Source organism: Cryptosporangium sp. NPDC048952 (assembly GCF_043197895.1).
Lineage (GTDB): Bacteria > Actinomycetota > Actinomycetes > Mycobacteriales > Cryptosporangiaceae > Cryptosporangium.
Genome location: NZ_JBICTY010000002.1, coordinates 265,567 through 290,106, shown reverse-complemented (window position 1 = coordinate 290,106; position 24,540 = coordinate 265,567). Strand labels below are relative to the sequence as shown.

Annotated in this window: 27 protein-coding genes; 19 read left to right on the top strand and 8 right to left on the bottom strand. The window is 70.7% G+C overall.

Annotated features, from left to right (window positions below; translation table 11 throughout):
• Positions 1-918: a hypothetical protein gene (locus ACGFY5_RS09515; protein WP_392719139.1), complete on the top strand. Its 918-nt coding sequence runs from the start codon at positions 1-3 to the stop codon at positions 916-918.
• Here ACGFY5_RS09515 and ACGFY5_RS09510 read toward each other — a convergent pair.
• A complete protein-coding gene (locus ACGFY5_RS09510) occupies positions 907-1,227 on the bottom strand; it encodes a hypothetical protein (RefSeq protein WP_392719138.1) in 321 nt (106 codons plus the stop codon). The two genes, ACGFY5_RS09515 and ACGFY5_RS09510, sit on opposite strands and share 12 nt — an antisense overlap.
• Here ACGFY5_RS09510 and ACGFY5_RS09505 point away from each other — a divergent pair.
• On the top strand, positions 1,217-1,807 hold the full coding sequence (locus ACGFY5_RS09505) for an aldehyde dehydrogenase family protein (protein WP_392719137.1): 591 nt from the start codon (positions 1,217-1,219) through the stop codon (positions 1,805-1,807). The genes ACGFY5_RS09510 and ACGFY5_RS09505 overlap by 11 nt on opposite strands.
• A 43-nt stretch (positions 1,808-1,850) precedes the next feature.
• Positions 1,851-2,603: an SGNH/GDSL hydrolase family protein gene (locus ACGFY5_RS09500; protein WP_392719136.1), complete on the top strand. Its 753-nt coding sequence runs from the start codon at positions 1,851-1,853 to the stop codon at positions 2,601-2,603.
• An 82-nt stretch (positions 2,604-2,685) separates the two neighbouring features.
• Here the strand turns inward: ACGFY5_RS09500 and ACGFY5_RS09495 are convergent, their stop codons facing one another.
• Positions 2,686-3,597: an SDR family oxidoreductase gene (locus tag ACGFY5_RS09495; RefSeq protein ID WP_392719135.1), complete on the bottom strand. Its 912-nt coding sequence runs from the start codon at positions 3,595-3,597 to the stop codon at positions 2,686-2,688.
• 40 nt (positions 3,598-3,637) lie between these two features.
• Between ACGFY5_RS09495 and ACGFY5_RS09490 the strand changes: the two genes are divergently transcribed.
• Together ACGFY5_RS09490 and ACGFY5_RS09485 are read left to right on the top strand one after the other, a co-directional pair.
• Positions 3,638-4,384, top strand: coding sequence for an enoyl-CoA hydratase family protein (locus ACGFY5_RS09490; protein ID WP_392719134.1), 747 nt, complete (start codon positions 3,638-3,640; stop codon positions 4,382-4,384).
• The gene (locus ACGFY5_RS09485; protein WP_392719133.1) at positions 4,381-5,436 is read left to right on the top strand and encodes an NAD(P)H-dependent flavin oxidoreductase; all 1,056 of its coding nucleotides are present in this window, start codon (positions 4,381-4,383) and stop codon (positions 5,434-5,436) included. The genes ACGFY5_RS09490 and ACGFY5_RS09485 overlap by 4 nt, the downstream gene beginning before the upstream one ends.
• Here ACGFY5_RS09485 and ACGFY5_RS09480 read toward each other — a convergent pair.
• Positions 5,429-6,346 carry an NADP-dependent oxidoreductase gene (locus ACGFY5_RS09480; RefSeq protein WP_392719132.1) on the bottom strand — a complete coding sequence of 306 codons (918 nt, stop codon included), beginning with the start codon at positions 6,344-6,346 and terminating at the stop codon, positions 5,429-5,431. The two genes, ACGFY5_RS09485 and ACGFY5_RS09480, sit on opposite strands and share 8 nt — an antisense overlap.
• Positions 6,347-6,395: 49 nt before the next feature.
• Here ACGFY5_RS09480 and ACGFY5_RS09475 point away from each other — a divergent pair, with 49 nt between their 5' ends.
• Positions 6,396-6,815 (top strand): MarR family winged helix-turn-helix transcriptional regulator, encoded by a 420-nt coding sequence (locus ACGFY5_RS09475; RefSeq protein ID WP_392719131.1) that lies wholly within the window; start codon positions 6,396-6,398, stop codon positions 6,813-6,815.
• 8 nt (positions 6,816-6,823) lie between these two features.
• On the opposite strand, the gene ACGFY5_RS09470 is transcribed toward ACGFY5_RS09475, so the two are convergent.
• The 3 genes from ACGFY5_RS09470 to ACGFY5_RS09460 are packed head-to-tail and all read right to left on the bottom strand — an operon-like array spanning position 6,824 to position 9,915.
• Complete coding sequence (locus ACGFY5_RS09470; protein WP_392719130.1) at positions 6,824-7,975, bottom strand: acetyl-CoA C-acetyltransferase; 1,152 nt, start codon at positions 7,973-7,975, stop codon at positions 6,824-6,826.
• A gap of 13 nt (positions 7,976-7,988) precedes the next feature.
• On the bottom strand, positions 7,989-8,759 hold the full coding sequence (locus ACGFY5_RS09465) for an SDR family oxidoreductase (protein ID WP_392719129.1): 771 nt from the start codon (positions 8,757-8,759) through the stop codon (positions 7,989-7,991).
• Positions 8,752-9,915, bottom strand: coding sequence for an acyl-CoA dehydrogenase family protein (locus ACGFY5_RS09460; RefSeq protein ID WP_392719128.1), 1,164 nt, complete (start codon positions 9,913-9,915; stop codon positions 8,752-8,754). Before ACGFY5_RS09460 ends, ACGFY5_RS09465 begins: the two co-directional genes overlap by 8 nt.
• A 74-nt stretch (positions 9,916-9,989) precedes the next feature.
• On the opposite strand from ACGFY5_RS09460, the gene ACGFY5_RS09455 reads away from it, so the two are divergent.
• The 6 genes from ACGFY5_RS09455 to ACGFY5_RS09430 are packed head-to-tail and all read left to right on the top strand — an operon-like array spanning position 9,990 to position 15,901.
• Complete coding sequence (locus ACGFY5_RS09455; RefSeq protein WP_392719127.1) at positions 9,990-10,874, top strand: enoyl-CoA hydratase; 885 nt, start codon at positions 9,990-9,992, stop codon at positions 10,872-10,874.
• Positions 10,871-12,091: an acyl-CoA dehydrogenase family protein gene (locus tag ACGFY5_RS09450; RefSeq protein WP_392719126.1), complete on the top strand. Its 1,221-nt coding sequence runs from the start codon at positions 10,871-10,873 to the stop codon at positions 12,089-12,091. Before ACGFY5_RS09455 ends, ACGFY5_RS09450 begins: the two co-directional genes overlap by 4 nt.
• Complete coding sequence (locus ACGFY5_RS09445; RefSeq protein WP_392719125.1) at positions 12,088-13,050, top strand: acyl-CoA dehydrogenase family protein; 963 nt, start codon at positions 12,088-12,090, stop codon at positions 13,048-13,050. The genes ACGFY5_RS09450 and ACGFY5_RS09445 overlap by 4 nt, the downstream gene beginning before the upstream one ends.
• A 3-nt stretch (positions 13,051-13,053) precedes the next feature.
• On the top strand, positions 13,054-14,256 hold the full coding sequence (locus tag ACGFY5_RS09440; RefSeq protein ID WP_392719124.1) for an acyl-CoA dehydrogenase family protein: 1,203 nt from the start codon (positions 13,054-13,056) through the stop codon (positions 14,254-14,256).
• Positions 14,257-14,267: 11 nt separating this feature from the next.
• Positions 14,268-15,155, top strand: coding sequence for a CoA transferase subunit A (locus ACGFY5_RS09435; RefSeq protein ID WP_392719123.1), 888 nt, complete (start codon positions 14,268-14,270; stop codon positions 15,153-15,155).
• Positions 15,152-15,901, top strand: a complete 750-nt coding sequence (locus tag ACGFY5_RS09430) for a CoA-transferase subunit beta (protein ID WP_392719122.1) — start codon at positions 15,152-15,154, stop codon at positions 15,899-15,901. Before ACGFY5_RS09435 ends, ACGFY5_RS09430 begins: the two co-directional genes overlap by 4 nt.
• 4 nt (positions 15,902-15,905) lie before the next feature.
• Here ACGFY5_RS09430 and ACGFY5_RS09425 read toward each other — a convergent pair whose 3' ends face one another.
• Positions 15,906-16,535: a TetR/AcrR family transcriptional regulator gene (locus ACGFY5_RS09425; RefSeq protein ID WP_392719121.1), complete on the bottom strand. Its 630-nt coding sequence runs from the start codon at positions 16,533-16,535 to the stop codon at positions 15,906-15,908.
• Positions 16,536-16,576: 41 nt separating this feature from the next.
• Between ACGFY5_RS09425 and ACGFY5_RS09420 the strand changes: the two genes are divergently transcribed.
• The 7 genes from ACGFY5_RS09420 (at position 16,577) to ACGFY5_RS09390 (ending at position 24,043) form a co-directional block, all read left to right on the top strand.
• Complete coding sequence (locus tag ACGFY5_RS09420; RefSeq protein WP_392719120.1) at positions 16,577-18,460, top strand: AMP-binding protein; 1,884 nt, start codon at positions 16,577-16,579, stop codon at positions 18,458-18,460.
• 315 nt (positions 18,461-18,775) lie between these two features.
• Positions 18,776-18,904: a hypothetical protein gene (locus tag ACGFY5_RS09415; RefSeq protein ID WP_392719119.1), complete on the top strand. Its 129-nt coding sequence runs from the start codon at positions 18,776-18,778 to the stop codon at positions 18,902-18,904.
• Positions 18,905-19,232: 328 nt separating this feature from the next.
• Positions 19,233-20,318, top strand: a complete 1,086-nt coding sequence (locus tag ACGFY5_RS09410; protein WP_392719117.1) for a TauD/TfdA family dioxygenase — start codon at positions 19,233-19,235, stop codon at positions 20,316-20,318.
• Between the two features lie 188 nt (positions 20,319-20,506).
• The gene (locus tag ACGFY5_RS09405; protein ID WP_392719115.1) at positions 20,507-21,274 is read left to right on the top strand and encodes an ABC transporter permease; all 768 of its coding nucleotides are present in this window, start codon (positions 20,507-20,509) and stop codon (positions 21,272-21,274) included.
• 25 nt (positions 21,275-21,299) lie between these two features.
• Entirely contained in the window at positions 21,300-22,115 is an 816-nt protein-coding gene (locus ACGFY5_RS09400; RefSeq protein ID WP_392719113.1) for an ABC transporter permease, read from the top strand.
• Positions 22,112-22,885 (top strand): ABC transporter ATP-binding protein, encoded by a 774-nt coding sequence (locus ACGFY5_RS09395; protein ID WP_392719112.1) that lies wholly within the window; start codon positions 22,112-22,114, stop codon positions 22,883-22,885. The genes ACGFY5_RS09400 and ACGFY5_RS09395 overlap by 4 nt, the downstream gene beginning before the upstream one ends.
• A 180-nt stretch (positions 22,886-23,065) precedes the next feature.
• Complete coding sequence (locus ACGFY5_RS09390) at positions 23,066-24,043, top strand: ABC transporter substrate-binding protein (protein ID WP_392719110.1); 978 nt, start codon at positions 23,066-23,068, stop codon at positions 24,041-24,043.
• A gap of 3 nt (positions 24,044-24,046) precedes the next feature.
• Here ACGFY5_RS09390 and ACGFY5_RS09385 read toward each other — a convergent pair whose 3' ends face one another.
• Positions 24,047-24,538, bottom strand: a complete 492-nt coding sequence (locus tag ACGFY5_RS09385) for a hemerythrin domain-containing protein (RefSeq protein ID WP_392719109.1) — start codon at positions 24,536-24,538, stop codon at positions 24,047-24,049.
• Positions 24,539-24,540: the final 2 nt, after the last annotated feature.

Below are 24,540 nucleotides of genomic sequence, written 5' to 3'. Positions count from 1 at the left end.
ATGCGCGCACGGGGGATCAACTACGACACGGGGTTCCTCCTGGAACACCTGTCCCGGCCTCAGTTTTCGCTGGATGCCGTCCGGCGCGACCTGGCGGTCATCGCTCGCGACCTCCACTGTGATGTCGTGCGGGTGTCCGGCGGCGACCCGGCGCGGCTTCGGTTGGCGGCGGCCGAAGCCGCGGCCCTCGGGTTGGAGGTCTGGTACGCCCCGTTCCCGGTCGACCTGGCGCCGGCGGACGTCACGGCGGTGCTCACCGAGTGCGCGGCGGACGCCGAGGAGTTGCGGCGCGGCGGTGCCGAGGTGGTGTTCGTCGCGGGGTGCGAGATCTCCGCGTTCTGCCCGGGTTACCTGCCCGGTGAGACGTATCTCGACCGGTTGCAGACGTTGAGCTCCCCGGACACCGACTGGGTGGGCCTGATCGAACGGCTCAACCCGTTCGTGGCGTCGACCGCCGCAGCGGTTCGGCAGCACTTCGGCGGGCGGATCACCTACGCCGCCGGCCCGTGGGAGTTCATCGACTGGTCGCCGTTCGACATCGTCGGCGTCGACGCGTACCGGGCCGCGTACAACGCCGATTCGTTCGTCGACGAGGTCCGGGGCCACGGCGGCCACGGCAAGCCGGTGGCGGTCGTCGAGTTCGGCACGTGCCCCTACCGCGGCGCCGGGGACCGGGGCGGCATGGCCTGGACCGTGCCCGACGGCGCGGAGCCCGACGAGGACGAGCAGGTCCGGTACTTCACCGAACTGTCCGACGTCTTCGAGGCCGAGGGCGTCGACACCGCGCTGTGGTTCACGTTCGCACGGTTCAGCGCGGACCAACTCGGCTCGTACGGCGTCGTCACGATGGTGGACGAGACCGAGTGGACGCCCCGCGCGCTGTTCGCGGCGATGGCCGACCGGTACTCACACCAGTGACCCGTCGGCGGCACCTCCGAGCACGATCTCCTCGGGCTGCCACCGGCGGCGCGCCAGTCCCTGCTCGAACGAGTAGCGGGCGATCGTGTCGAGCGCGGTCCGGTTGCGCTCGAGACCGTAGCCCCACCAGTTGTCCCCCAGCGTCCGCACGGTCTCTGCGACGTGGTCCTCCAGCCACGGCAGCATCACCTTCAGCGCGTTGCGATGGAACAGTTCCTGGTACGCCAGGTGGAGGGACGCGTCGAACGCGCGGTAGAGCGAGCGCGCGATCCACGGGTGCTGCGCGTAGACCTCCCGCTTGATCGCCACCTCCCATCTGCTGCTGCACGAGGCCGTCGCCGACGCCGTCGAGGCGCGCGTCGCCGACCTGATGGCGGCCATCCGGGTGGGCCCCGCGCTGGACCCGGACACCGGCATGGGGCCACTCGTGTCCGCGGCCCACCGACAACGGGTCACCGACCTGGTCGGTAGCGGGGTCGCGGACGGCGCGCGGCTGCTCACCGGCGGCACCCGGCCCTCCGGCACCGGCCACTTCTTCCGGCCCACGCTGCTGACCGGCGTCGACCCGTCGATGCGGATCGCGCGCGAGGAGGTGTTCGGCCCCGTGCTGTCCGTGCTCCGCTTCCGCGACGAGGAGGAGGCGCTCCGCATCGCGAACGCGGTCGACTACGGGCTGACCGCCAGCGTGTGGACGGACGACCTGCGCCGCGCCCACCGGCTCGCGGCCGCGTTCGAGGCGGGCTTCGTCTGGGTCAACGGCACGTCGCAGCACTTCGCCGGGGTGCCGTACGGCGGGTGGAAGGCGTCCGGGCTCGGCAGCGAGGAGAGCCGGGAGGAGCTGCTGAGCTTCACCCGGCTCAAGGCCGTGACTGTGTTCGACGCGACATGACCCGGCTGCCGCACTCCGATCCGTTGCGTGCTGCAATACGAACATGCGTTACGCGGCCATCGGCGACAGTTTCACGGAGGGCGTCGGAGATCCGCTACCGGACGGCAACGTCCGGGGCTGGGCCGACCGGGTCGCGGAAGGGCTGGCCACGGCCCTCGACGAGCCCGTCGAGTACGCCAACCTGGCGATCCGCGGGCGGTTGCTGCGCCCGATCGTCACCGAGCAGCTCGACGCGGCGCTGTCGCTGGACCCGCTCCCCGACCTGCTCACGCTCAACGGCGGCGGCAACGACATGCTGCGGCCGGGTATCAAGATCGGTGACCTGCTCGCGCTGACCGACCGGGCCGCCAGGCGCTGCGCCGACGCCGGCGTGCGGCTCGTGCTGCTCAGCGGCGCCGACCCGACCGCCCAGCTGCCGCTGGGCCGGCTGGTGCGGCGTCGTGGTGCGGCGCTGACCGTCGGCACCGCGACGATCGCCGCCCGGTACGGGCTCACGTTCGTGAACGGCTTCGGTGACGACGAAGTGCGCAAGCCGCAGTACTGGTCGGCTGATCGGCTGCATCTGAACAGTGCGGGGCACGCGCGGATCGCCGGGCTCGTACTGCACGCGTTGGGACACGGGCCGGTGCCTGCGCCGGCACCTTCCGAGCCGCCCGCGTTGCGGAACGCACGGACGACCGCGCAGTACTACCGGGAGCACGTCGTACCGTGGGTGAACCGTCGACTGCACGGCACGTCGTCCGGGGACGGGCGCCTCGCGAAGCACCCGCAGTGGTCTCCGGTTCCGATGGGTTGATCGGGCCGCGCGCAGTGGGCCGCGGGCGGCGCATGCCGGTGGCGTCAGGCCGGCGGACTCATGCGGGGGGACCCGGGCTCGGTCATGCGCGGGCGCCGTACGGCGGTTCCGGAGTCGGGGCTTGGGCGAAGAGGGTGCGCAACGCGGGGCCGACGGCGGCGGCGTCCCACCGCGACGAGAGTTCGGCGGCAGGCCCGTGCCGCCACCCGTCCTCGACGCAGATCCGCCCACCCTCGATCTCGACGACCCGCCCGGTCACGTCCCCGGCGTCCACCGACGCCAACCACGCCACCACCGGCGACACGTTCGCCGGATCCATGCGGTCGAACCCGCTCTCCGGCGCGGCCATCGTCGCAGCGAACGGCCCCTCGGTCATCCGGGTCCGCGCGGACGGCGCGATCGCGTTCACCGTAACCCCGTACGGTGCCAACTCCGACGCCGCCACCAGCGTCAACCCCGCGATCCCCGCCTTCGCCGCAGAGTACGTCCCCTGACCGACACTTCCCTGCAGCCCCGCCCCGGACGACGTGTTGATGATCCGCCCCGCCCGCGCCCGCCCGGCCTTCGCTTCCCGCCGCCAGTACGCCCCGGCGAACCGGAGCGGCGCGAAGTGTCCTTTCAGGTGCACGCGGATCACCGCGTCCCATTCCTCTTCCGACGTGTTGACGAGCATCCGATCGCGCACGAACCCGGCGTTGTTCACCAGCACATCCAGCGCGCCGAACGTCGATCTGGCCTGTTCGACGAGAGCCTCGGCGGCGGCGAAGTCGGCGACGTCCGCCGCGTTGGCGACCGCCTCGCCGCCGGAGCTACGGATCTGCTCCACCACCTCCTCGGCGGGACTGGTCGACGCGCCCTCGCCCGCGCCGCTCGTGCCCAGGTCGTTGACGACGACCTTCGCGCCCTGCCGCGCGAGCTCCAACGCGTGCGCGCGACCCAGTCCTCGTCCCGCCCCGGTCACGATCGCCACGCGCCCCTCGAGGATGCCGCTCATCCTGCTAACCTACCAAGCAATCGCTAGGTTAGGACGCCGTATGCCTCTCTCGACAGACCTCGTCGACGGCGCGATCGCGGTCGTCACAATGGACTTTCCGCCGGTCAACGCGTTACCCGTGGCCGCGTGGTTCGAGCTCGCCTCGTCGTTGTCCGTAGGTCCGGACGTGCGCGTCGTCGTGCTCCGCGCGGAGGGCAAGGGGTTCAACGCCGGCGTCGACATCAAGGAGATGCAGCGCACGTCGGGGTTCGAGGCGTTGCTGGGCGCGAACAAGGGGTGTTACGCCGCGTTCAAAGCGGTGTACGAGTGCCCGGTGCCGGTGGTCGCGGCGGTGAACGGGTTCTGCCTCGGCGGCGGCGTGGGGCTGGTCGGGAACTGCGACTCGATCGTCGCGAGTGACGACGCCTACTTCGGGGTTCCGGAGATCGACCGTGGGGCGCTGGGTGCGGCCACGCATCTGGCGCGGCTCGTGCCCCAACACCTCATGCGGACGCTGTACTTCACCAGTCGCACGATCCCGGCGACGGCGCTGGTGCAGCACGGATCGGTGCTGGAGACCGTGCCGCGCTCGTCGCTCGACGAGGCCGCGCTCGGGCTGGCGCGGGAGATCGCCGCGAAGGATCCGCGGGTGATCCGAGCGGCGAAAGAGGCGCTCAACGGCATCGACCCGATCGACGTCCACCGCAGCTACCGCTTCGAGCAGGGCTTCACGTTCGAACTCAACCTCGCCGGCGTAGCCGACGAACACCGAGACGCCTTCGTCCGCGACGGCAAGACACCGCGATGACGCGGATCCGGACGCCGTTGACCGAGATCACCGGGGTCGAGCATCCGGTCGTGCAGACCGGGATGGGGTGGGTGGCGGGGCCTCGGTTGGTGGCGGCCACCGCGAAAGCCGGCGGGCTCGGCATCCTCGCCTCGGCGACGATGACCCTCGACCACCTCGAGAAGGCCATCCTCGAAGTGCAGGAACGCACCGACCGCCCGTTCGGCGTGAACCTCCGCGCCGACGCGTCGGACGCCCCGGCCCGCATCGACCTGCTGATCCGCCACCGCGTCCGGGTCGCATCCTTCGCACTCGCCCCGAAACCCGCGCTGATCGACAAGCTCAAGGAGAACGGCGTCGTCGTGATGCCGTCCGTGGGCGCGGCCAAGCACGCACGGAAGGTCGCCTCCTGGGGCGCCGACCTGGTCATGGTGCAGGGCGGCGAGGGCGGCGGCCATACCGGCCCGGTACCCACGACGCTCCTGCTCCCGTCCGTGCTCGACGCCGTCGACATCCCGGTCGTCGCGGCGGGCGGCTTCTTCGACGGCCGCGGCCTGGCCGCGGCGCTCGGCTACGGCGCGGCAGGCGTCGGCATGGGCACTCGCTTTTTGTTGACGCGGGACAGCGCGGTGCCCGACTCGGTCAAGCAGGTCTACCTGGGCTACGGCCTCGACGGCACCGTCGTGACCACGAAAGCCGACGGCATGCCGCACCGCCTGCTGCGCACGTCCTACATCGAGGGCCTCGAACACGAAGGGCGGCTGGGCCGCGCGTTCCGGACCGCGCGGCGGACCATGGCCTACAAACGCCTGAGCTCCTCGACGTGGCGTGCGCTGCTCACCGACGGCCGGGCGATGAAACGCGACCGCACCTGGACGCAGACGATGCTCGCCGCGAACACCCCGATGCTCCTGCGCGCGGGCCTCGTGGAGGGCGACACGGACGCCGGGATGCTCGCGTCGGGGCAGGTCGTAGGGATGATCGACGACCTGCCGTCGTGCGAGGAGCTGATCGCCGGCATCGTCGCCGACGCCATCACCCATCTCACCGCTGCGAACCACGCGATCAGTTGACGAGGACGATCTTTCCGCGGGTGTGCCCACCCTCGAGCTCGCGGAACGCGTCGCGTACCTGCGCCAGCGGGTAGGTCGCGGCGATCGTCACCTCGAGCTCGCCGCTCGCCGCCAACGCCGCGAGCTCCGCGATCACCTCGATCCGGCCACCCTCGGCGTTGGCGTCGGTCTTCGCGCCGTACTGCGCGGCGGCCGCGTAGTCGTTGGCCGTGTCGATCCGCTCCGGCGCGATCCCCAGCTGCTCGACGCCGAGCGCGACATATCCCTCGCCCACCACGTCGACCAGTGCGTCGGGCTTCCCGACGGCGAGGATGGCCGCGGCGATGTCGCCGCCGTAGGTCACCGGCACCACCCCCAGGGACGACAGCCAGGAGTGGTTCCGTTCTCCCGCGACCCCGATCACCTGCGCCCCCGCGCGCCGTGCGAGCTGCACCGCCAGCGACCCGACCCCACCGGCCGCACCGGTGACGACCACGGTGTCACCGGGCTTCGGGTCGACCGCCCGCACCATCGCCCACGCCGTGGAACCGGCGACGTACAGCGACCCGGCCACCTCCCACGACAGCTCCGCCGGCTTCGGGGCGAGCTCGGTCACCGACGCGAGCACGAGTTGGGCGTGGCTGGCTCGCAGGTCGGTGAACCCGAGCACTGCGTCGCCGGCCGCGAACTCCGTCACGCCCGCCCCGACCTCGACGACCACGCCGGCGAGGTCACTCCCCTCGCCGGACGGGAACGTCGCCGGGTAGAGCGCGTGCAGGGCTCCCGTCCGGATCTTCGCCTCACCGGGATTGATCGACGCCGCCCGCATCTCGACCAGCACCTGACCGGCCCCCGGCACGGGCCTCTCCACGTCGATCACCTGCAGGACGTCGACATCGCCGTATTCGTTGAACCGCACCGCGTGAGTCATGACAACTACATTAGCGCTAATAACCTAAGCGGCAAGGTACTGTGGCGGCGTGAACCTGCGCGATCTGTTCGACGACGTCATCCGCACCGAGGTGCTGCTCTGGAACGCGGTCGACGCCCGCATCCGGGCCGATCACGACCTGACCGTCGGCATGCTCGACGTGCTGCGCGTCATCGACCGGACCCCCGACTGCCGCGTGCAGGAGGTGGCCGAGGCGCTGGGCATCACGGTCGGCGGTGCCAGCCAGTCCGTCGACCGGGTCGAGAAGCGCGGGTTCTGCGCCCGCCACCCCAACCCGAAGAACCGCCGCTCGTCGGTGCTCGAACTGACCCCGGAGGGGACCGAGGCCATCGAAAAGGCACTGCCCACGTTCGACGCCGAGCTGGCGGCGAGATTCAGCGTGCTGACCGAGCGTGAACGCGCCGCCCTGGCCGGGGCTCTCCGCACGCTCCGCGCCTCTCTGAGCTGAGGGGCCCGTCAGAGGCGCTCGAGGATCGTCACGTTCGCCTGGCCACCGCCCTCGCACATCACCTGCAGGCCGTAGCGGCCCTGCCGGCGTTCGAGCTCGGAGAGCATCGTCGTCATCAGGCGTGTGCCGGTGGCCCCGATCGGGTGCCCGAGGGCGATCGCTCCCCCGTTCACGTTGACCCGCGCGAGGTCGACGCCCAGCTCGAACGCCCACGCCAGCACCACCGACGCGAACGCCTCGTTCACCTCGAACAGGTCGATGTCGTCGACGCCGAGCCCCGTGCGTTCCAGCGCCCGGCGCGTGGCGGGGATCGGCCCGGTCAGCATCCACACCGGATCGTCGGCCAGCACGGAAATGTGGTGCACCCGGGCTCGCGGCGTGAGCTGGTGCTCCGCGACAGCCCGTTCGGACGCCACCAGCATCGCCGATGCCGCGTCGCTGATCTGCGACGCCAGCGCCGCGGTCAACCGCCCGCCCTCGCGCAGCGGCGCCAACCCCGCCATCTTCTCCAGCGACGTGCCCCGGCGCGGCCCCTCGTCGACAGCGAAGTCCCCCACCGGCGCGATCTCGTCCACGAAGCGCCCCGCGTCGATCGCGGCCAGCGCCCGCTCGTGCGACGCCAGCGCGAACGCCTCCATGTCCGACCGCGAGATGTCCCACTTCTCCGCGATCATCTCCGCGGACCGGAACTGCGACACCTCCTGTTCACCGAAGCGCGCCACCCACCCCGGTGACTCCGCGAACGGCGTCGTGAACCCGAACTGCGTCCCCACTGTCATCGCGGACGAGATCGGGATGGCCGACATGTTCTGTACGCCGCCGGCCACCACGAGGTCCGCAGTGCCCGACATGACCCCCTGCGCCGCGAAGTGCACGGCCTGCTGCGAGGACCCGCACTGCCGGTCGATCGTCACGCCGGGCACGTGCGAGGGCAGCCCCGCCACCAGCCACGCCGTCCGCGCCACGTCGCCGGCCTGCGAGCCGATCGTGTCGCAACAGCCGAAGATGACGTCGTCCACGGCACCGGGGTCCACGTCGGCGCGCGTCATCAGCGCGGAGAGCACGTGCCCGCCGAGGTCCGCGGAGTGCACGCCCGCCAGCGAGCCACCCCGCTTCCCGACGGGTGTGCGGACAGCATCGACGATGTACGCCTCGGGCATTCCGCCCCTCCCATCACGCATGCTGGCTACTGACCGACACCACTTCACCAGTCAGGTACGACGAGTAGTCCGACGCGAGGAACACCACCACGTTCGCGACCTCCCACGGCTCCGCCGCCCGCCCGAACGCCTCCCGGGCCGTCAGCGAAGCCAGCACCTCGTCACTGGTGACCTTCGCCAGGAACGGGTGCATCGCCAGGCTCGGTGCCACCGCGTTGACCCGGATGCCGTGCGGCGCGAGGTCGAGCGCCGTGCACCGGGTCAGCGCCATCACGCCGGCTTTCGCCGCCGCGTAGTGCGCCTGCCCTTCCTGCGCGCGCCAGCCGACGACCGACGCGTTGTTCACGATCACACCCCCGCGACCGACCATGCGCCGACCGGCCGCTCGCGTACACCGCATGGTGCCGGTCAGCGTGATGTCCAGAACCTTCGACCACTGCTCGTCGGTCATCTCCAGGATCGACGCGGTACCACCGAGCCCGGCGTTGTTGACCAGCACGTCGACCCCGCCGAACGCGTCCGCCGCCGCGAACAGCCCCTCCACGTCGTCTTCGCTGGTGACGTCGCACAGCACCGCCGCGACCCGATCGTCACCGAAGGTAGCGCGTAATTCCTCCGCCGCCGCGTCCAACCGACGCTTGTGGATATCTCCGAGCACGACGGCCCGCGCGTCCTCCTCGAGGCACCGCCGCACCACCGCCGCACCTATCCCCGCGCCCGCCGCCGCGGTCACCACGACGGTGCGCCCGGCCAGCAGCGAATGACCAGAGACGTAGTCAGGCACGGGGCTCCTTCGGCAAGCCGAGCACGCGCTCGGCGATGATGTTCCGCTGAATTTCGTCGGACCCCCCGTACAGAGTGTCGGCCCGTGAGAACAGGAACATCGACTGCAGCCGATCCGGCACGTACGGTGCCCCCACCGTCAGCCCCGAGGCCCCACGCACCTCCATCGCCAGCTCGCCCAGCTCCCGGTGCCAGCGCGCCCACAGCAGCTTCTGCACGTTGTCCGCGCCCGGCGGCGGCTCGCCGGCCAGCGTCCGCAGCGCGTGCGTGCGCAGCACCTCCAGGCCGAGCTTCGCGGTCGCGATCCGGTCGGCGATCAGCGGATCGTCGAACGTGCCGTTGGCGCGCGCCTCCGCCACGATCTCGGCGAGCTCGCGCGCGAACCCCACCTGCTGCCCGACCGTCGACACCCCGCGCTCGAACCCGAGGGTGGCCATCGCGACCCGCCACCCGTCGCCGGGCTCTCCCACCACCAGGTCGGCGCGCGTGCGCGCGTCGGTGAAGAACACTTCGTTGAATTCCGACGTCCCGGTGAGCTGGCGTATCGGTCGGATGCTGACGCCCGGCTGCCGCAACGGCACCAGCAAATACGAAAGGCCGGCATGACGACGTGAGCCAGGTTCCGTGCGCACGACGGCGAAGCACCAGTCGGCGTGCTGGGCCAGTGAGGTCCAGATCTTCTGCCCGTGGATCACCCAGTCGTCGCCCTCGCGGCGGGCCCGGGTGCGCACGTTCGCCAGGTCCGAGCCGGCGTCCGGTTCGGAGTAGCCCTGGCACCAGAGCTCGTGCACCTCGACGATCGGAGGTAGGAAGCGCTTCTTCTGCGCCTCGGTGCCCAGCGCGATGAGCGTCGGGCCGAGCAGTTCTTCGCCGAGGTGGTTGACCCGTGCGGGTGCGTCGGCCCGGGCGTACTCCTCGTGGAAGACGACCTGGCGGGTGAGCCCGAAACCGCGGCCGCCGTGCTCCTCGGGCCAGCCGAGGCAGGTCCAGCCCGCGGCGGCGAGGTGGCGGTTCCAGGCGATGCGCTCCGGATAGGCCTCGTGTTCGGAGCCGGATCCGCCGAGACCGCGCAACGCGGCGAACTCTCCGACGAGGTTGTCGGCGAGCCACGTCCGGACTTCCTTCCGGAACGGGGCCTCCTCGGGGAAGGCGTCCATGTCCGGACCCTATCCCACCAAGCACTTGGTTGGTAGCGTGTGCGGCACCCAGCAGACGAGGGAGTGACGTTCCCATGACGACGTTCGAGCCGGCTCAGGAGAACGGCGAACCGGTCGTCACGTACGAGGTGCGTGGGCCGGTCGCGCTGGTGACCGTGAACCGTCCGAAGTACACGAACGCGCAGAACTCGAAGGTCACCTACGCTCTGGACTCGGCGTTCACCCAGGCGGTCGACGACGACGCGGTGAAGGTGATCGTGCTGGCCGGGGCCGGGAAACACTTCAGCGGCGGCCACGACATCGGCACGCCGGGCCGCGACATCGACGAGTCGTTCGACCGGCGCGCCGTGATCTGGTGGGACCACGTCGACAAGCAGGGCGTCGACTCCCGGTACGCGCGGGAGTCGGAGGTCTACCTCGGGATGTGCCGCCGCTGGCGGGAGATCCCCAAGCCGATGATCGCGATGGTGCAGGGGGCGTGCATCGCCGGTGGGTTGATGCTCGCGTGGTCGTGCGACTTCATCGTCGCGTCCGAAGACGCGTTCTTCGCCGATCCGGTCGTCCGGATGAACATCCCGGGCGTGGAGTACTTCGCGCACCCGTGGCAGATGAACCCTCGGGCGGCGAAGGAGTTCCTCTACACCGGGGACCGGTTCCCCGCCGCCCGGGCGCTCGCGCTCGGCATGGTGAACCACGTCGTGCCGCGCGACGAGCTCGAAGGATTCGTGTTCACGATGGCCGAACGGATCGCCACGATGCCCCGACTCGGGCTGGCGCTGGCGAAGAAGGCCGTCAACCAGGCCGAGGACACCCAGGGCCTGCGCGTCGGCATGGACTCCGTCTTCGGCCTCCACCACGCCGCCCACGCCCACAACGCCGAGGTCTCCACCGACTCGCTGGCCGGCCTGGACGCCCGCTCGATGGCCGCCACCAACAGGGCCGCCGCGAGGGACTCATGACCGTGTTCTTCGGGGACCCCGACGGGTTGAGCGACCCCGACTACTTCGGGCGGGTGGCGCCCCTGCGCGGTGACGTGGCGGGGCTCGAGTTCACGGATTCGGAGGAGGAGTTCCGGCTGGAAGCGCGGGAATGGCTGCGGGTGCACTCGCCCGGGCGGCTGCCGTCGATGGACACACCTGACGGTGCCCGGGCCCACCGCGCCTGGGAACGCGAGCTGGCGGCGGCACGCTGGTCGGTCGTGGCCTGGCCGCACGCATACGGCGGACGCGACGCGTCCCTCGTCGAATGGGTGCTGTTCGAAGAGGAGTACTACGCGGCGGGGGCGCCGACGCGGATCTCCCAGAACGGCATCTCGCTGCTCGCACCGATCCTGTTCACGCACGGCACCCCCGAGCAGCAGCACCGGCTGCTGCCGGCGATGGCCGACGGCACCACGGTCTGGGCGCAGGCGTGGTCGGAGCCGGAGGCCGGGAGTGACCTCGCCGGCCTCCGCAGCCGGGCGACCCGTGACGACGTCCGCGGCGGGTGGGTGCTCACCGGCCAGAAGACGTGGAGTTCCCGGGCCCCGTTCGCCGACAACGCGTTCGGGCTGTTCCGCACGGACGCTTCCGCCGCCCGGCATCGGGGCCTGACCTACTTCCTGTTCCCGCTGGACGCGCCGGGCGTCACCGTGCGTCCGATTCCGCAGCTCGACGGCGACCCCGGTTTCGCCGAGATCTTCCTCGACGACGTGTTCGTGCCCGACGCCGACGTGCTGGGCGCGGTCGGCGACGGCTGGCGCGTGGCGATGAGCACGGCCGGAAACGAGCGCGGGCTCTCGCTACGGGCGCCCGGCCGGTTCCTCGCCGCGGCCGACCGGCTGCTGGGGCTGTGGCACGAACGGGGATCCGCGCCGGACCTGCGTGATCGGGTCGCCGACGCGTGGATCGGGGCCCAGGCCTACCGCTACTACACGTGGGACGCCGTGGAGCGCGGTGTGTCCGGCGCGCAGGGCAGCGTCAACAAGCTGTTCTGGTCCGAGCTGGACGTGGCGCTGCACGAGACGGCACTCGACGTGCTCGGCCCGGACCAGGAGGTCACCGGTCCGTGGACCGACGACTACCTGTTCGCGTTGGCCGGTCCGATCTACGCGGGCACGAACGAGATCCAGCGCACGATCGTGGCCGAGCGGGTGCTCGGGCTGCCCCGGGGTGACGATCGGAGGGCTCGCGGATGAGGTTCTCGCTCACCGAGGAGCAGGTGTCGTTCGCGGGGGCGATCGATGGGGTGCTGGGGTCGGCGGACGTCGCCGGGGTGTGCCGGCTGTGGGCTTCGGGCGATACGTCGGACGGGATCCGGTTGTGGGGGCGGCTGGCTGAGCTCGGCGTCACGGGGTTACGCGTGCCCGACGAGTTCGGCGGTACCGATGGCACGCCGCTCGATCTGGCCGTGGCGTGCGAGCGGCTCGGGTACCACGGGGTTCCCGGGCCGTACCTGGAGTCGGTGGCGCTCGCGCCCGCCTTGCCGGTCGACGCCGCGGTGCTCACCGAGTTGGCGAAGGGCACGGCGCGGGTCAGCGTCGCCGCGCCGCCGCACTCCCCCTACGCCGTGGATGCGGCCACGGCGACGCACCGGTATCTGCTCACCGGGCGGACGCTCTTCGCCGCCCGGGTGGACCACACCGTCGAGTCGGTGGATCCGACGCGACGGCTCGCGTTGCTCGCGCCCGGCGAGATCGTCGGGGTGGTGTCCGAGCGGGCCCTCGACGAGGTGGTGCTCGCCACCGCGGCGTGGCTGGTCGGGGCCGGTCAGCGCCTGCTCGACGACACGGTCACCTACGTCACGGCCCGCCGCCAGTTCGGCCGCCCCATCGGCGAGTTCCAGGCCGTCAAACACGCGTTGGCCGACGTGAAAGTAGCCCTGGACTTCGCGCGCCCCCTCCTCCACGGCGCGGCTCATGCCGTAAACGCCAGCGCGCACGGGGTTGCGGGGCGGGAGGTTTCGGCGGCGAAGGTGTTGGCTTCGCAGGCGGCGCACCGGGCCGCCCGGACGGCGCTGCAGCTGCACGGCGCGGTGGGCTACACGCAGGAACTCGATCTGAGCCGGTGGATCTTGCGGGTCCGGGCGCTGATCGGCGCGTGGGGCACACCCGCGTACCACCGGGCGCGGGTGCTCGACTCCCTGGTCGGGAGCTGACCGATGGACGCGCGCCCCACCGAGGAACACCTCGCGCTCGCCGAGGCCGTCGACGGCCTGGTCGCCCGGCGCGCCCAGACCGTCGACCCCCGCGAGATCCTGGAAACCCCCCGGGGCTACGACGAGACGCTGTGGCGCACCCTGTGCGACCAGATCGGCGCGGCCGCCCTGGCAATCCCCGAGGAGTACGGCGGCGCGGGCTACTCCCTCGCCGAAACCCACGTCGTCCTCGAACGCCTGGGCGCCAAGCTCGTGCCCTCTCCCCTGCTCGGCTCCGCCGTCCTGGCCGCCCAGGCGATCCTCACCTCCGCCGACGACGAAGCCTGCGCCCGCCTCCTCCCCGGCATCGCCGCCGGCACCACGCTCGCCGCCCTGGCCTGGGCCGACACCACCGGCCACTGGTGCCCCGACACCTCCGACGTGGTGGCCACACCCACGGAAGCGGCCACCCCGACCGCCGCCCTCGCCGCTCGGCCAGCGACGGTCCCAGCCGCCGCAAGTGTTACGCCGACGCTCGCGAGCTCCGCCGCGCGGACGGCGCCTCCGGAGGCTCACCGGCCCGCGTGGATCCTGAGTGGCACCGCGACGCTCGTGCTCGACGGCGTCGACGCGGACGTCGTCATCGTTGCGGCGTGCACCGCGCAGGGCGTCGGACTGTTCGAAGTGCACGAAGGGATCGCCCGCGAACGGACAGCAGCCCTCGACCAGACCCTCCGCTTCGCGACCCTGACGTTCGACCGGACCCCGGCCACCGCCCTCATCCTCGACGCCGCCCCGGTGCTCACGCACGTGGCGGACGTCGCCGCGGTCGCTGTCACCGCGTTGCAGGTCGGCGCGGCAGAAGAATGCCTGCAACGAACCGTCGAGCACCTCCGCACACGAGTCCAGTTCGGCCGCCCCCTGGGCTCGTTCCAGGCGCTCAAGCACCGCGTGGCCGAGATGTTCGTCGCCGTCGAGAGCGCCCGCTCGATGTCCTGGGCGGCAGCCCGCGCCGACCCGGCCGAACTCCCGCTGCGAGCGGCCCTCGCCAAAGCCTGGTGCTCCGACGCGTTCCACGCCGTCGCCGCCGAAACCATCCAGCTGCACGGCGGTATCGCGATCACCTGGGAACACGACGCCCACCTCTACTTCAAGCGGGCCCACGCCACCGCGCAGCTGTTCGGCGCGTCGCGCGAGCACCGCTGTCGCCTGCTGGCCCACGTCTGAGACAGGAACTGATGACCGACAAGACCATGCAGGTCAGCGACCTCACTCCGGAGCTTCACGACGGCATGACGATCGGCATCGGCGGGTGGGGCTCGCGCCGCAAACCGATGGCGCTGGTGCGGCAGGTGCTGCGTTCCGACGTCACCGATCTCACGGTGGTGAGTTTCGGTGGCCCGGACGTCGGTCTGCTGTGCGCCGCCGGCAAGGTGAAGCGCGTCGTGTACGGGTTCGTCTCGCTCGACAGCATCGCACTCGACCCGCACTTCCGCGCGGCCCGTGAGCAGCGCGGACTCGCCGTGACCGAGTACGACGAGGGGATGTTCGTCGCGGGGCTGCGGGCGGGGGCGAGTCGCTTGTCGTTCCTGCCGACACGGGCCGGGCTCGCCAGCGACGTGCTCGCGATGAACCCGGAGCTGCGGACGGTGGCGTCGCCGTACGACGACGAGGTGTACGTGGCGGTGCCCGGGATCCGGCTGGATCTCGCGCTGATCCACCTGAATCGCGCCGACGCCGTCGGGAACGCGCAGTACCTCGGTCCGGATCCGTACTTCGACGACCTCCTCGCCGCCGCTGCGGACCGGTGCGTGGTGAGCGTCGAGAAGGTCGTTCCGACGGAAGCGTTGACCGCGACGGCACCACCGCAGACGCTGCTGCTCAGCCGGATGTTCGTGAACGGGGTGGTGGAGGCGCCGAACGGCGCGCACTTCACGTCGTGCGTGCCGGACTATCCGCGCGACGAGGCATTCCAGAAACACTATGTGGACGCCGCGGCGAGCGCCGATTCGTGGCGCACGTTCGAAGCCGAGTTCCTCGCGGGCGACGAGGCCCACTACCAACGCGCCGTAGCCGCATTCACTGCGCGCCGCGAGGGCCGCGTGCCGGAAGGAGCATCGGTGTGACGTCCACGGAGACTGTGACGCGGGCTGAGGTTTGTGTGGTCGCGTGTTCGGATGCCTGGCGCGGTGCGGGTGAGGTGTTGGCGCACGCGGTCGGTGCGGTGCCGACGATCAGTGCGCGGCTCGCGCGGCTGACGCACTCGCCGGATCTCGTGCTCACCGACGGTGAGGCGTTCCTGCTGAGCGATCCGTGGAGCGACGAGCCGACGCGCGAGGGCTGGCTGCCGTTCTCGCGGGTGTTCGACGTGCTGAACGCCGGGCGCCGGCACAGCATGATGGGCGCGAGCCAGATCGACCGCTACGGCAACCAGAACATCTCCCGCATCGGCGACTGGGAGCGGCCGAAACGCCAGCTCATCGGGGCGCGCGGCGCGCCGGGGAACACCGTCAACCACCGGACGGACTACTGGGTGGCACGGCACTCGTCCCGCATCTTCGTCGAGGCGGTCGACGTGGTGTGTGGTGTCGGACATGACCGGGCGCGGGCACACCCCACCTCCTCGCTGCGGTTCCACGACCTCGGCGTGGTCGTCACGAACCTCGCGGTGCTCGGCTACGACGCCGAGGGCCGCCTCGAGATCCGCTCGCTGCACCCCGGGGTGAGCGCCGCCGAGGTCCGCGCCGCCACGAACTTCCCGCTGGCGGGCCCGGTGGAAGGCACCACCCGCCTTCCCACCGACGAGGAACTCCACCTCATCCGCGAGGTCCTCGACCCACGCGGTTGGCGTGACCGCGAGGTCCCCGCGTGAGCCGCTACTGGGGAAGTAGGCCGCCGTAGAGCATCGAGAGGAACTGGTCGGCCACGGACTCGTGGGCGAGTTCGCCGTGCGGCTTGTACCAGCCGACAGTGCCCCACACGCTGTCGCGGACGAAGCGGTAGGTGACGCGAGGGTCGAGGTCGTCGCGGAAGTCGCCGGACGCGACGCCGGCCGTGAGGACGTCGAGCCACTGCGTCGTGATGTCCTGACTGGTCTTCGCCACGTACGAGAAGTCGGGCAGGTGCGCGAGCAGCGCCGACTCGTTCTGGTACAGCGCGACGGCGTGCGGGCTCTCGTGAATCGTGGCGAACGACGATCGTACGAGTCCTTCGAGGACCGCACGCGGAGACTCACCGCCTGCGACGATCTCCGCGAACGACGCGTGCAGTCCGCCCATGAAGTCGCGCAGGATCTCGTCCAGCATCGCTTCTTTGGAGTCGAAGTGGTGATACAGGCTGCCGGACAGGATTCCGGCTGCGTCGCCGATGTCTCGCACCGTGGTCTGGGTGTAGCCCTTGGTGGCGAACAGCTCGGCCGCGATCGCCAGCAGCTCCGCGCGGCGGCCCTGCCCCTTGCCCGACGTGGCACGCCGCTTCGAGCGCGGGACGGACTCCGTGGTGGCCATGGGTTGAGCGTACCGAACAAGCAATTGCTCAGGGAGGTGTGATGTCGGCCGTCGACACGATGCCGGATCTGGTGCGGGGTGCCGCTGCCCGGTTCGGGCCGGGGACCGCGATCGCCGACGGGCCGGCGCGGGTGAGTTACGCCGAGCTGCTCGAGCGGGTCCGAGGGGCGGCGCGAGCGTATCTCGCGGTGGGGGTGCGACCCGGGGACCGGGTCGCGATCTGGGCGCGGAACCGGGCCGAGTTCGCGGTGGCGCTGCTGGGGGCTGAGTACCTCGGCGTCGCGGTGGTGCCCCTGAACACACGTTTCCGTGGGCACGAGGCGGCCCAGATCCTGCGGCGCTCCCGCGCCGTCGCGCTCATCGTCGACGACGGGTTCCTGGGAGCCGACTATTTGGGCATGCTGCGAACCGCCGCATCGCCCGATGCGCCCCGAGGAGCGCCCGCCACCGACAGCGTGGGTATGGGCGGATCGGCGCGCGATGGCGGAGCCGGCCGGGAAGCCGCCAGCGGACCGGGAGCGACACGCTCTGTAGGCAACGGTGGCGATGTGGCCGGCGCGGAGGCGGCGAGGGCCGACGAGGGGAGCGGCGGACCGGCGGGGAGTGGGCTGCGGGGGGCCGCGGCTGTGGCTGCGGGGGCGATGGCGGCTCGGGCGGCCGGGGAAGGCGCTGCGGCGGCGCGGAGTGGAAGGGTGCCGGTGCCGGGGCTTCCGCATCTACGGGTCGTGGTCGAGCTCGGGGACGAGGTGCCGGAGGGCGCCACCGGGTGGGACGCGTTCCTCGCGGCGGGCGAGGCGACCTCCGTGGCCGATGTGGAGGCGGCGGCGGACGCGGTCACGCCCGAGACCGTGTGCGACGTGCTGTTCACCTCGGGAACCACCGGTGCGCCGAAGGGCGTCATGAGCAGCCACCGGCAGACGCTCAGCGTCGCCGAGGTGTGGGCGCGCGGGGCGTCGCTGGGCCCGGGCGACCGGTACGCGGTCGTCAACCCGTTCTTCCACAGCTTCGGCTACAAAGCGGGGCTCATCGCCGCGATCACCAGCGGCACCACGATCCACCCGGTACCCACCTTCGACCCCGAAGCCGTCCTCGCCCTGATCGAACACGAGCGCATCACCGTGCTCCCCGGCGCGCCCACGATCTTCACGACGCTCATCAACCATCCGAAACGCGAGACCTACGACCTCGCGAGCCTGCGTTTCTCGATCGCCGGTGCCGCGTCTGTCCCGGAGAACCTGTTCACGGACATGCGCGAGATCCTCGGGTTCGACCAGGTCGCGCAGGCGTACGGGCTGACCGAATGCGTCGTCGCGACCCAGTCCCGCCCGAACGAGGACCCCGCGCACCTCGCCGAGACGACCGGACCGGCGGTCGCGGGGCTCGAAATCCGCATCGTCGCCCCCGACGGCACGGAGCAACCCGCCGGGTCCGACGGTGAGATCCAGATCCGCGGTGCGAACGTGATGCTCGGGTACTTCGAGGACGCCGAGGCGACCGGTGCGGCGATCGACCCCGACGGGTGGCTCCACACCGGTGACCAGGGGCGCATGGACGAGCACGGGTGCGTCACGATCACCGGCCGGATCAGGGACATGTTCATCGTCGGTGGGTTCAATGTGTACCCGGCCGAGGTCGAGAGCGTTCTCGCCGATCATGCCGACGTCGTGGAGGCTGCCGTGATCGGTGTACCGGATGAGCGGCTCGGCGCCGTGGGCCGCGCTTACGTGATCGCGCGTCCGGGTGCGTCGCCAGCGCCCGAGGCGCTGATCGCTTTCTGCCGGGAGCGGTTGGCGAACTTCAAGGTGCCGCGCGAGGTGGCATTCCTTGCCGAGTTGCCGCGGAATGCCGGCGGCAAGGTGCTGAAGCGAGTCCTCGCCGAGTCCCCGCCGAGCGGTCCCGGAGAGGCGAGCCCCGACTCGCCCTGACGGGACCGCTTCGAGCCGGCGTCACCGCGTGCGGGTGGCGGCGGACTTGGCGGCCCAGGCTAGGGCTTCGTCGCGGGTGGGTACCTCGAGGACTGCTGAATACCCGGACGCCGGCGTCCACGGCCTCCCGGACCACCGCGTGCGACTCCTGGCCCACGTCGGGCCAGTCCTCGTCCGGAACGGGGGTCCATCGCGCCCACTGCACCCGAACCAATCCGCGGAGTAACTTCTGCGTTTCCCCTATTGACACCGCGCCGTTGCGATTTGCACGATGGCCTCTCACATCACGAGATGTCGAGAGGAGGTGTGTACCGCATGATCGAGATTTCGTCCGGCGGCGAGACGATCAACGTCGACTCCTCGCCCAGTCGGTCGCGTCGCGCTCCCAAGCGCCACGGGATCCGGACCGGTGCCGCCGTCGGCGGCATCATGATCCTGTTTTGAATGACCTGCCCCGCAGCCCGCGCCACGCGCGGGCCGGCTCGGCACGGCCGTAGTTCCTGACGGCTCCGAGCCCGCGGCACGCCGTTACCCCAGAGTTCGCACTCTCCCCTCGAGCACCCGCCACCGATCCGGCGGGTGGCTCGATCGCCCCCCGCGCCGGTCGGGGCGTGCCGCCATACACCGGTAGCCCGCCCGCCGACGGCAGCCCCCGCCCCGCGGGTCGGCCGCCCTGCGGCCGAGCGGCTCGCGGCGGCGGACGAGAGCGCGGAGGGGGCGGCGTGCGCGATGACCTTGGCAGACGCGCATTCAGACAGGGAGCACCACACCGATGACCCTTGCAACGCTCGGCCGGATCGACGGTCCGGCCGCCTGGCGGGGCGACGACCTCGCCGCCCGCCCGGAGGAGTGGACCTACGTCCTGAGCCTTCAGGAACGCATCGAGCTGGAGGCCGTGGGCCGCCGGTTCGTCGACGACGACCCCGACCTGCGCACCGTCACCGCCGCCGACTATCCCCTGCCGGTCACCGCGGCCGCCCTCGCCGCGTGGGGCCGTGACCTCGACTCCGGTCGGGGGTTCGCGCTGGTCCGCGGGCTGCGCGTCGAGCACTACTCCGACGCCCTGTCCGCGGCGATCTTCTTCGTACTGGGCCTGCACCTGGGCGTGCCGATGCGGCAGAACGAGCTCGGCGACGTGCTCGACCACATCGTCGCGACCTCGGACAAGACGCGGAAGGACGACCCGACGGCGCTCGGGTCGAAGATCCGCGACGAGTTGCGGTTCCACTCCGACAGCTCGGACGTGGTGGCGCTGCTGTGCCTGCGTACGGCACGTGAGGGGGGCGCGTCCGCACTGGTCAGCGGCGCGACGCTCTACAACGAGGTGCTCGGACGGCGCCCCGACCTGGCGCCGCTGCTGCTCGAGCCGTTCCACTTCGACTGGTACAAGCAGGACCACGACGCGCCGGAGAAGACGTACACGTCGCCGATCGTCAGCTTCGTGGACCAGACGTTCAGCATCTACGCCGGTAGCCCGATGATCTTCTCCAGCCAGGACTACCCGGAAATTCCTCGACTCTCCGAGGCGCAGGTCGAGGTGCTGCGGCTGCTCGACACGATCGCGTTGGAGCCCGGCATCGCGTTGCACATGGACTTCCAGCCGGGTGACATCCAGTGGCTGCTCAACTATGCGGCGCTGCACTCCCGGACGTCGTTCGTCGACCATCCGGAGCCCGGTCGGCAGCGGCACCTGCTGCGGTTGTGGTTGCAGCGGGACGTCGGGCGGCCGTTGGCGCCGAGTTTCGGGCGGCACGTCGTGAAGTCGCGCGGCGAGACGCGGGTCGCCGACACCTCCGACGACCAGGGCCGCTTCAGCATCAAGCTCGCCGCTCTCCCCCGCTGGGACTGGGGTCTGTGAGCGGGCTAAGCCCCCGCTACGCGCCCCGAAGCGGTCCCGCTCGGGTGCGCCGGGACGGGGCTGATCGGGACCGCTTCCCGGGCGCGGACCACGACCACTAGGCACCTCGGCGCCGGGTCGGGGGCTCGCCCTCGGCTCGGCGCTCATCCTGCGGTGTTCGGCTGAATATCGTATTTGAAAGGGACAGAATGGACCTCGCACGGAGAGCCCGCGTCGGCGGGCTCGGGCTGACCGGCGTGGCGACCGTCGTGGTGGCGTGGATCCTGCTGCGGACGGTCACCACGGGGCTCGCGGAGAGTCTGCCCGCTCCCTGGGCGGTGGCCGCGCGTCTGCCGGATCTGCTCGGCGATACGGCGTTTCTCACCGGGCTCGGCGACACGATGACGGCCTGGGTGTTGACGATGCTGGTGGCGTCGGGGCTGGGCGTGGTGATCGGGCTGGTGGCCGGCGTGATCCCGGCGCTGCGCGGGCCGGTGGCGTTGGCGGTGGACACGTTCCGGTCGGTGCCGTCGACGGCGCTGATCCCGATCGCGATCCTGCTGTACGGGCTCGGTACACCGATGAAGCTGGCGGTGGCTGCGTACGCGATCGTCTGGCCGATCCTGATCAATACGACGTACGGCGTGCTCGGTGTCGAGCCGATGCGGGTGGACGCGGCGCGGTCGATGCGGCTGTCGTGGTGGCGCACGCAGTGGCACGTGACGCTGCCTACCGCGTTGCCGTCGATTCTCACGGGGATCCGGATCGCATCGGGCACCGCGCTGGTGGTGCTGATCAGTACCGAACTGCTGGGGGCGCGGGGCGGGGTCGGCACCGTGCTCGTGTCGTACCAGCAGGCCGGGCAGTCGGACGTGGTGCTGGCCGGGACGCTGCTCATCGGGGCGCTGGGAGTTCTCCTGTACAGCGCGCTGGTCCGTGTCGAGCGTTCTCTGGTGAAGTGGGCACCCGTTGACTAGCGCCGCGATGGATGCCCCCGCAACGGTGACCACACCCCGGCTGAAACGGCGGAGCCCGTTCCGATTCCTGGTCAACGCCTGGTTGCTGGTTGCGATCCTGATCATCTGGGAACTCGCCGCCCGAGCGAACCCGACGATTTTCTTCCCGCCACTCTCCCGGATCGCTTCGCAGTTCGGAACCGACTGGCTGTCGGTCGATGCGTCACACGCGTTCCTGTCCGAGCACTTCTACGACACCGTCGTGCCGAGCATGTGGCGGCTGATCCGTGGCTGGGGCCTGGCGACCGTGGTCGGGATCGTCGGCGGCGTGCTCGTCGCGCGCAACTCGATCATCCGCGACCTGTACAACCCGATGATCCGGTTCTGGATGGCGACGCCGAAGGTGGTGCTGCTGCCGATCGCGCTGCAGGTGTTCGGCATCTCCGACAGCCTGAACATCTTCCTGATCTTCTTCGGCACGGTGTGGCTGATCATGGTCAACACCGCAGACGGGGTGACCGGTGTGGACGAGGCCTGGCTGCGGAGTGCGACCAGCATGCGGCTCCGGCGTCGTGATCTGTACCTTCGCGTCATCGTGCCGGCGGCGATGCCCCGGATTCTGACCGGCATCCGGGTCAGCATCGGCGTCGCATTGATCCTCGTCATCATCTCCGAGTTGTACGCCACGACGGCGGGGCTCGGCTACGAGGTGCTGCTCAACCAGCAGAGCTTCAAGTACCTGCAGATGTGGTCGGCGTTCCTGCTGATCGCCGTGATCGGTCTCGTCCTCAACGGTGGCGCGGCCCTGCTCGAGAAGCGCGTGCTGCGGTGGCAGCGACGTGCCGGCCTGGGGGAATTATGAATCTCGTTCTTTCGGACGTCTCGAAGACGTACACGCCGAAGCGGGCGCCGGCGCACACCGCGGTGTCGGACGTGTCGCTCACCGTCGAACCCGGCGAGTTCGTGTCGGTGGTCGGGCCTTCCGGGTGTGGCAAGTCGACGTTGCTGATGATGGTGGCGGGGCTGTTGTCGCCGTCTTCCGGGGCGATTTCGCTGGGTGGGGCGGCGGTTTCCGGCCCGCCCGAAGGTGTCGGCGTCGTGTTCCAGGACTACAGCCGGTCGCTGTATCCGTGGATGAGCGTCGCGAAGAACCTGGAACTGGCGACCAGCGCCTATCGGCTGTCCCGGGAAGACACACGATCGCGGGTCGAAGAGGCGCTCCATGCGGTCGGGCTCGGTGACGTCGGGAAGTCGTACCCCTGGCAGATGTCCGGGGGGATGCAGCAGCGGGTCGCGATCGCCCGGGCGCTCGTCGTGCGGCCGCAGGTGATGTTGATGGACGAGCCGCTCGCCGCCGTCGACGCCCAGACCCGCGCCGATCTCGAGGACCTGGTCCTGCGGGTGCGCGACGACTACGGGATGACGGTCGTGATCGTCACGCACGACATCGACGAGGCGGTGTACCTCGGGGATCGTGTGCTGGTGATGCAGGCCAAGCCCGGGCGGATCGTCGAGGACATCCGCGTGGAACTTCCCCGGCCTCGTGACCAGGTCACCACGAAGGCCGACCCGCTGTTCGCGGAGCTCCGCGGCCGCATCTACCGCCAGATCATGCGGCCCGCGGCCGCATAGAACCCCGCCGCGACGCGGCCACGCCATCTCGCGCCGCGCCGCGGCGGCCCTACGACCGCCGCGTCGAACGGCGGGCACACACGACCGCCGCACCCGGCGGGGCCCCGCCCCCCGCCGCAGACGCGGTGGTGATCACGCCTACCCGGACAACCCCACCCCCGCTCCCCGAGGAGTCACCTCATGTTCCGTACGAGACTGGCGGCGTCTGCCGCCGCTGCGATGCTCGTCGCCACGCTGGCCGCGTGCGGCGGGTCGGCCGACGAGACCGCCGCCACCAACGCCGACGGCACGACGAAGATCAGCATGACGAGCCTGAGCCTCTGCAACGAGCTGTCGCTGTACGCGCTGGACAAGGGCATCTTCACGAAAAATGGCCTGGACGTCGAGGTCGTCAGCGTGAAGTCGGGCTCGGCCGGCATCGCGGCGCTGCAGGGCGGCTCGGTGAACGTGGCGTTCGTCAGCCCGCAGGCGCTCTACACCGCGATCCAGGAGGGCATCGACCTCCAGATCATCTCCGACAGCGGCGAGACCACCGCCGACAGCCAGGGCATCATCGTCGGCAAGGACTCGAAGGTCACCGGCGCGAAGGACCTCGAGGGCAAGACGGTCGCGGTCAACGACCTCGGCGGAACGATCGTGTCGCTGACCAAGGAGTGGATCAGCGACGCCGGTGGCGACCCGTCGAAGACGAAGTTCGTCGCGCTCGGCTTCGCCGACATCCAGCCCGCCGTCGCGGGCGGCAAGGTCGACGCCGGTGCGGTCACCGCTGCGGACGTGCAGAAGATGACCGCGGCCGGCGGCAAGACGATCGGCAACCCCACGTTCGAGAAGGTCGGCGCGACGCCGAACGCCCTGTACGCGGTGTCCGGTAAGTGGCTCAAGGCGAACCAGAAGTCCGCCGAGTCGTTCGTCACGGCGATGCAGGAGGCGGCCGACGCGGCGAAGGCGGACACCGCCGGCACCGAGAAGTTCGGGATCCTGTCGAAGTACTGCAAGACCCCGGCCGCGACGCTCGCCGACATCCCCGAGATCGACTACTCCGGCTACATCAACATGACGGCGCTCGACAACTCGGTGAAGGTCCTCAAGGACTTCGAGGTGCTCAAGCCGGAGTTCGACGTCCTGAAGAACGTGCCGGAGTTCGCTCGCGCGAAGTAGGTCTCACGAGTTCTCGTCGACGTACTCGTCCGGATCCTTGTCGACGATCGGCACCCCGGTGACGTTCGCTGCTTCGTAGGCGGCGAACGTCACCGCGATGCGGTGGCGGGTCTCGAGGTCGGCGCGGCGGCGGAAGTCGGCGAGCCCTTCGTGTTCTTCCTCGCCCATGTGCTCGTCGTTGGCTTCACGGGCCTTGTTGACGCCGTCCCACCAGCCGTCGGAGCCGACCTCGTGCTTACCGGCCTCGAGGATGCCGTCCCGGATGTCGTTGTGATCGCCGATCGCGTCCTTGGTCTCGTCTTCCTCGTCGTCGAACTTGAGCAGTTCGGGGTAGAAGAAGAGCTCCTCGGCCTGGGCGTGCACCTCGAGCATCGCCGCGAGCCGGGTCCAGAGCGAGGAGAGCGTGCCGGTGTCGGACGGGTCGACGTCGTCCAGCATCGCGAACATGCGGCGCTGTTCGTGGTGGTCGCTCAGGATCAGTTCGGTGATGTCCACCC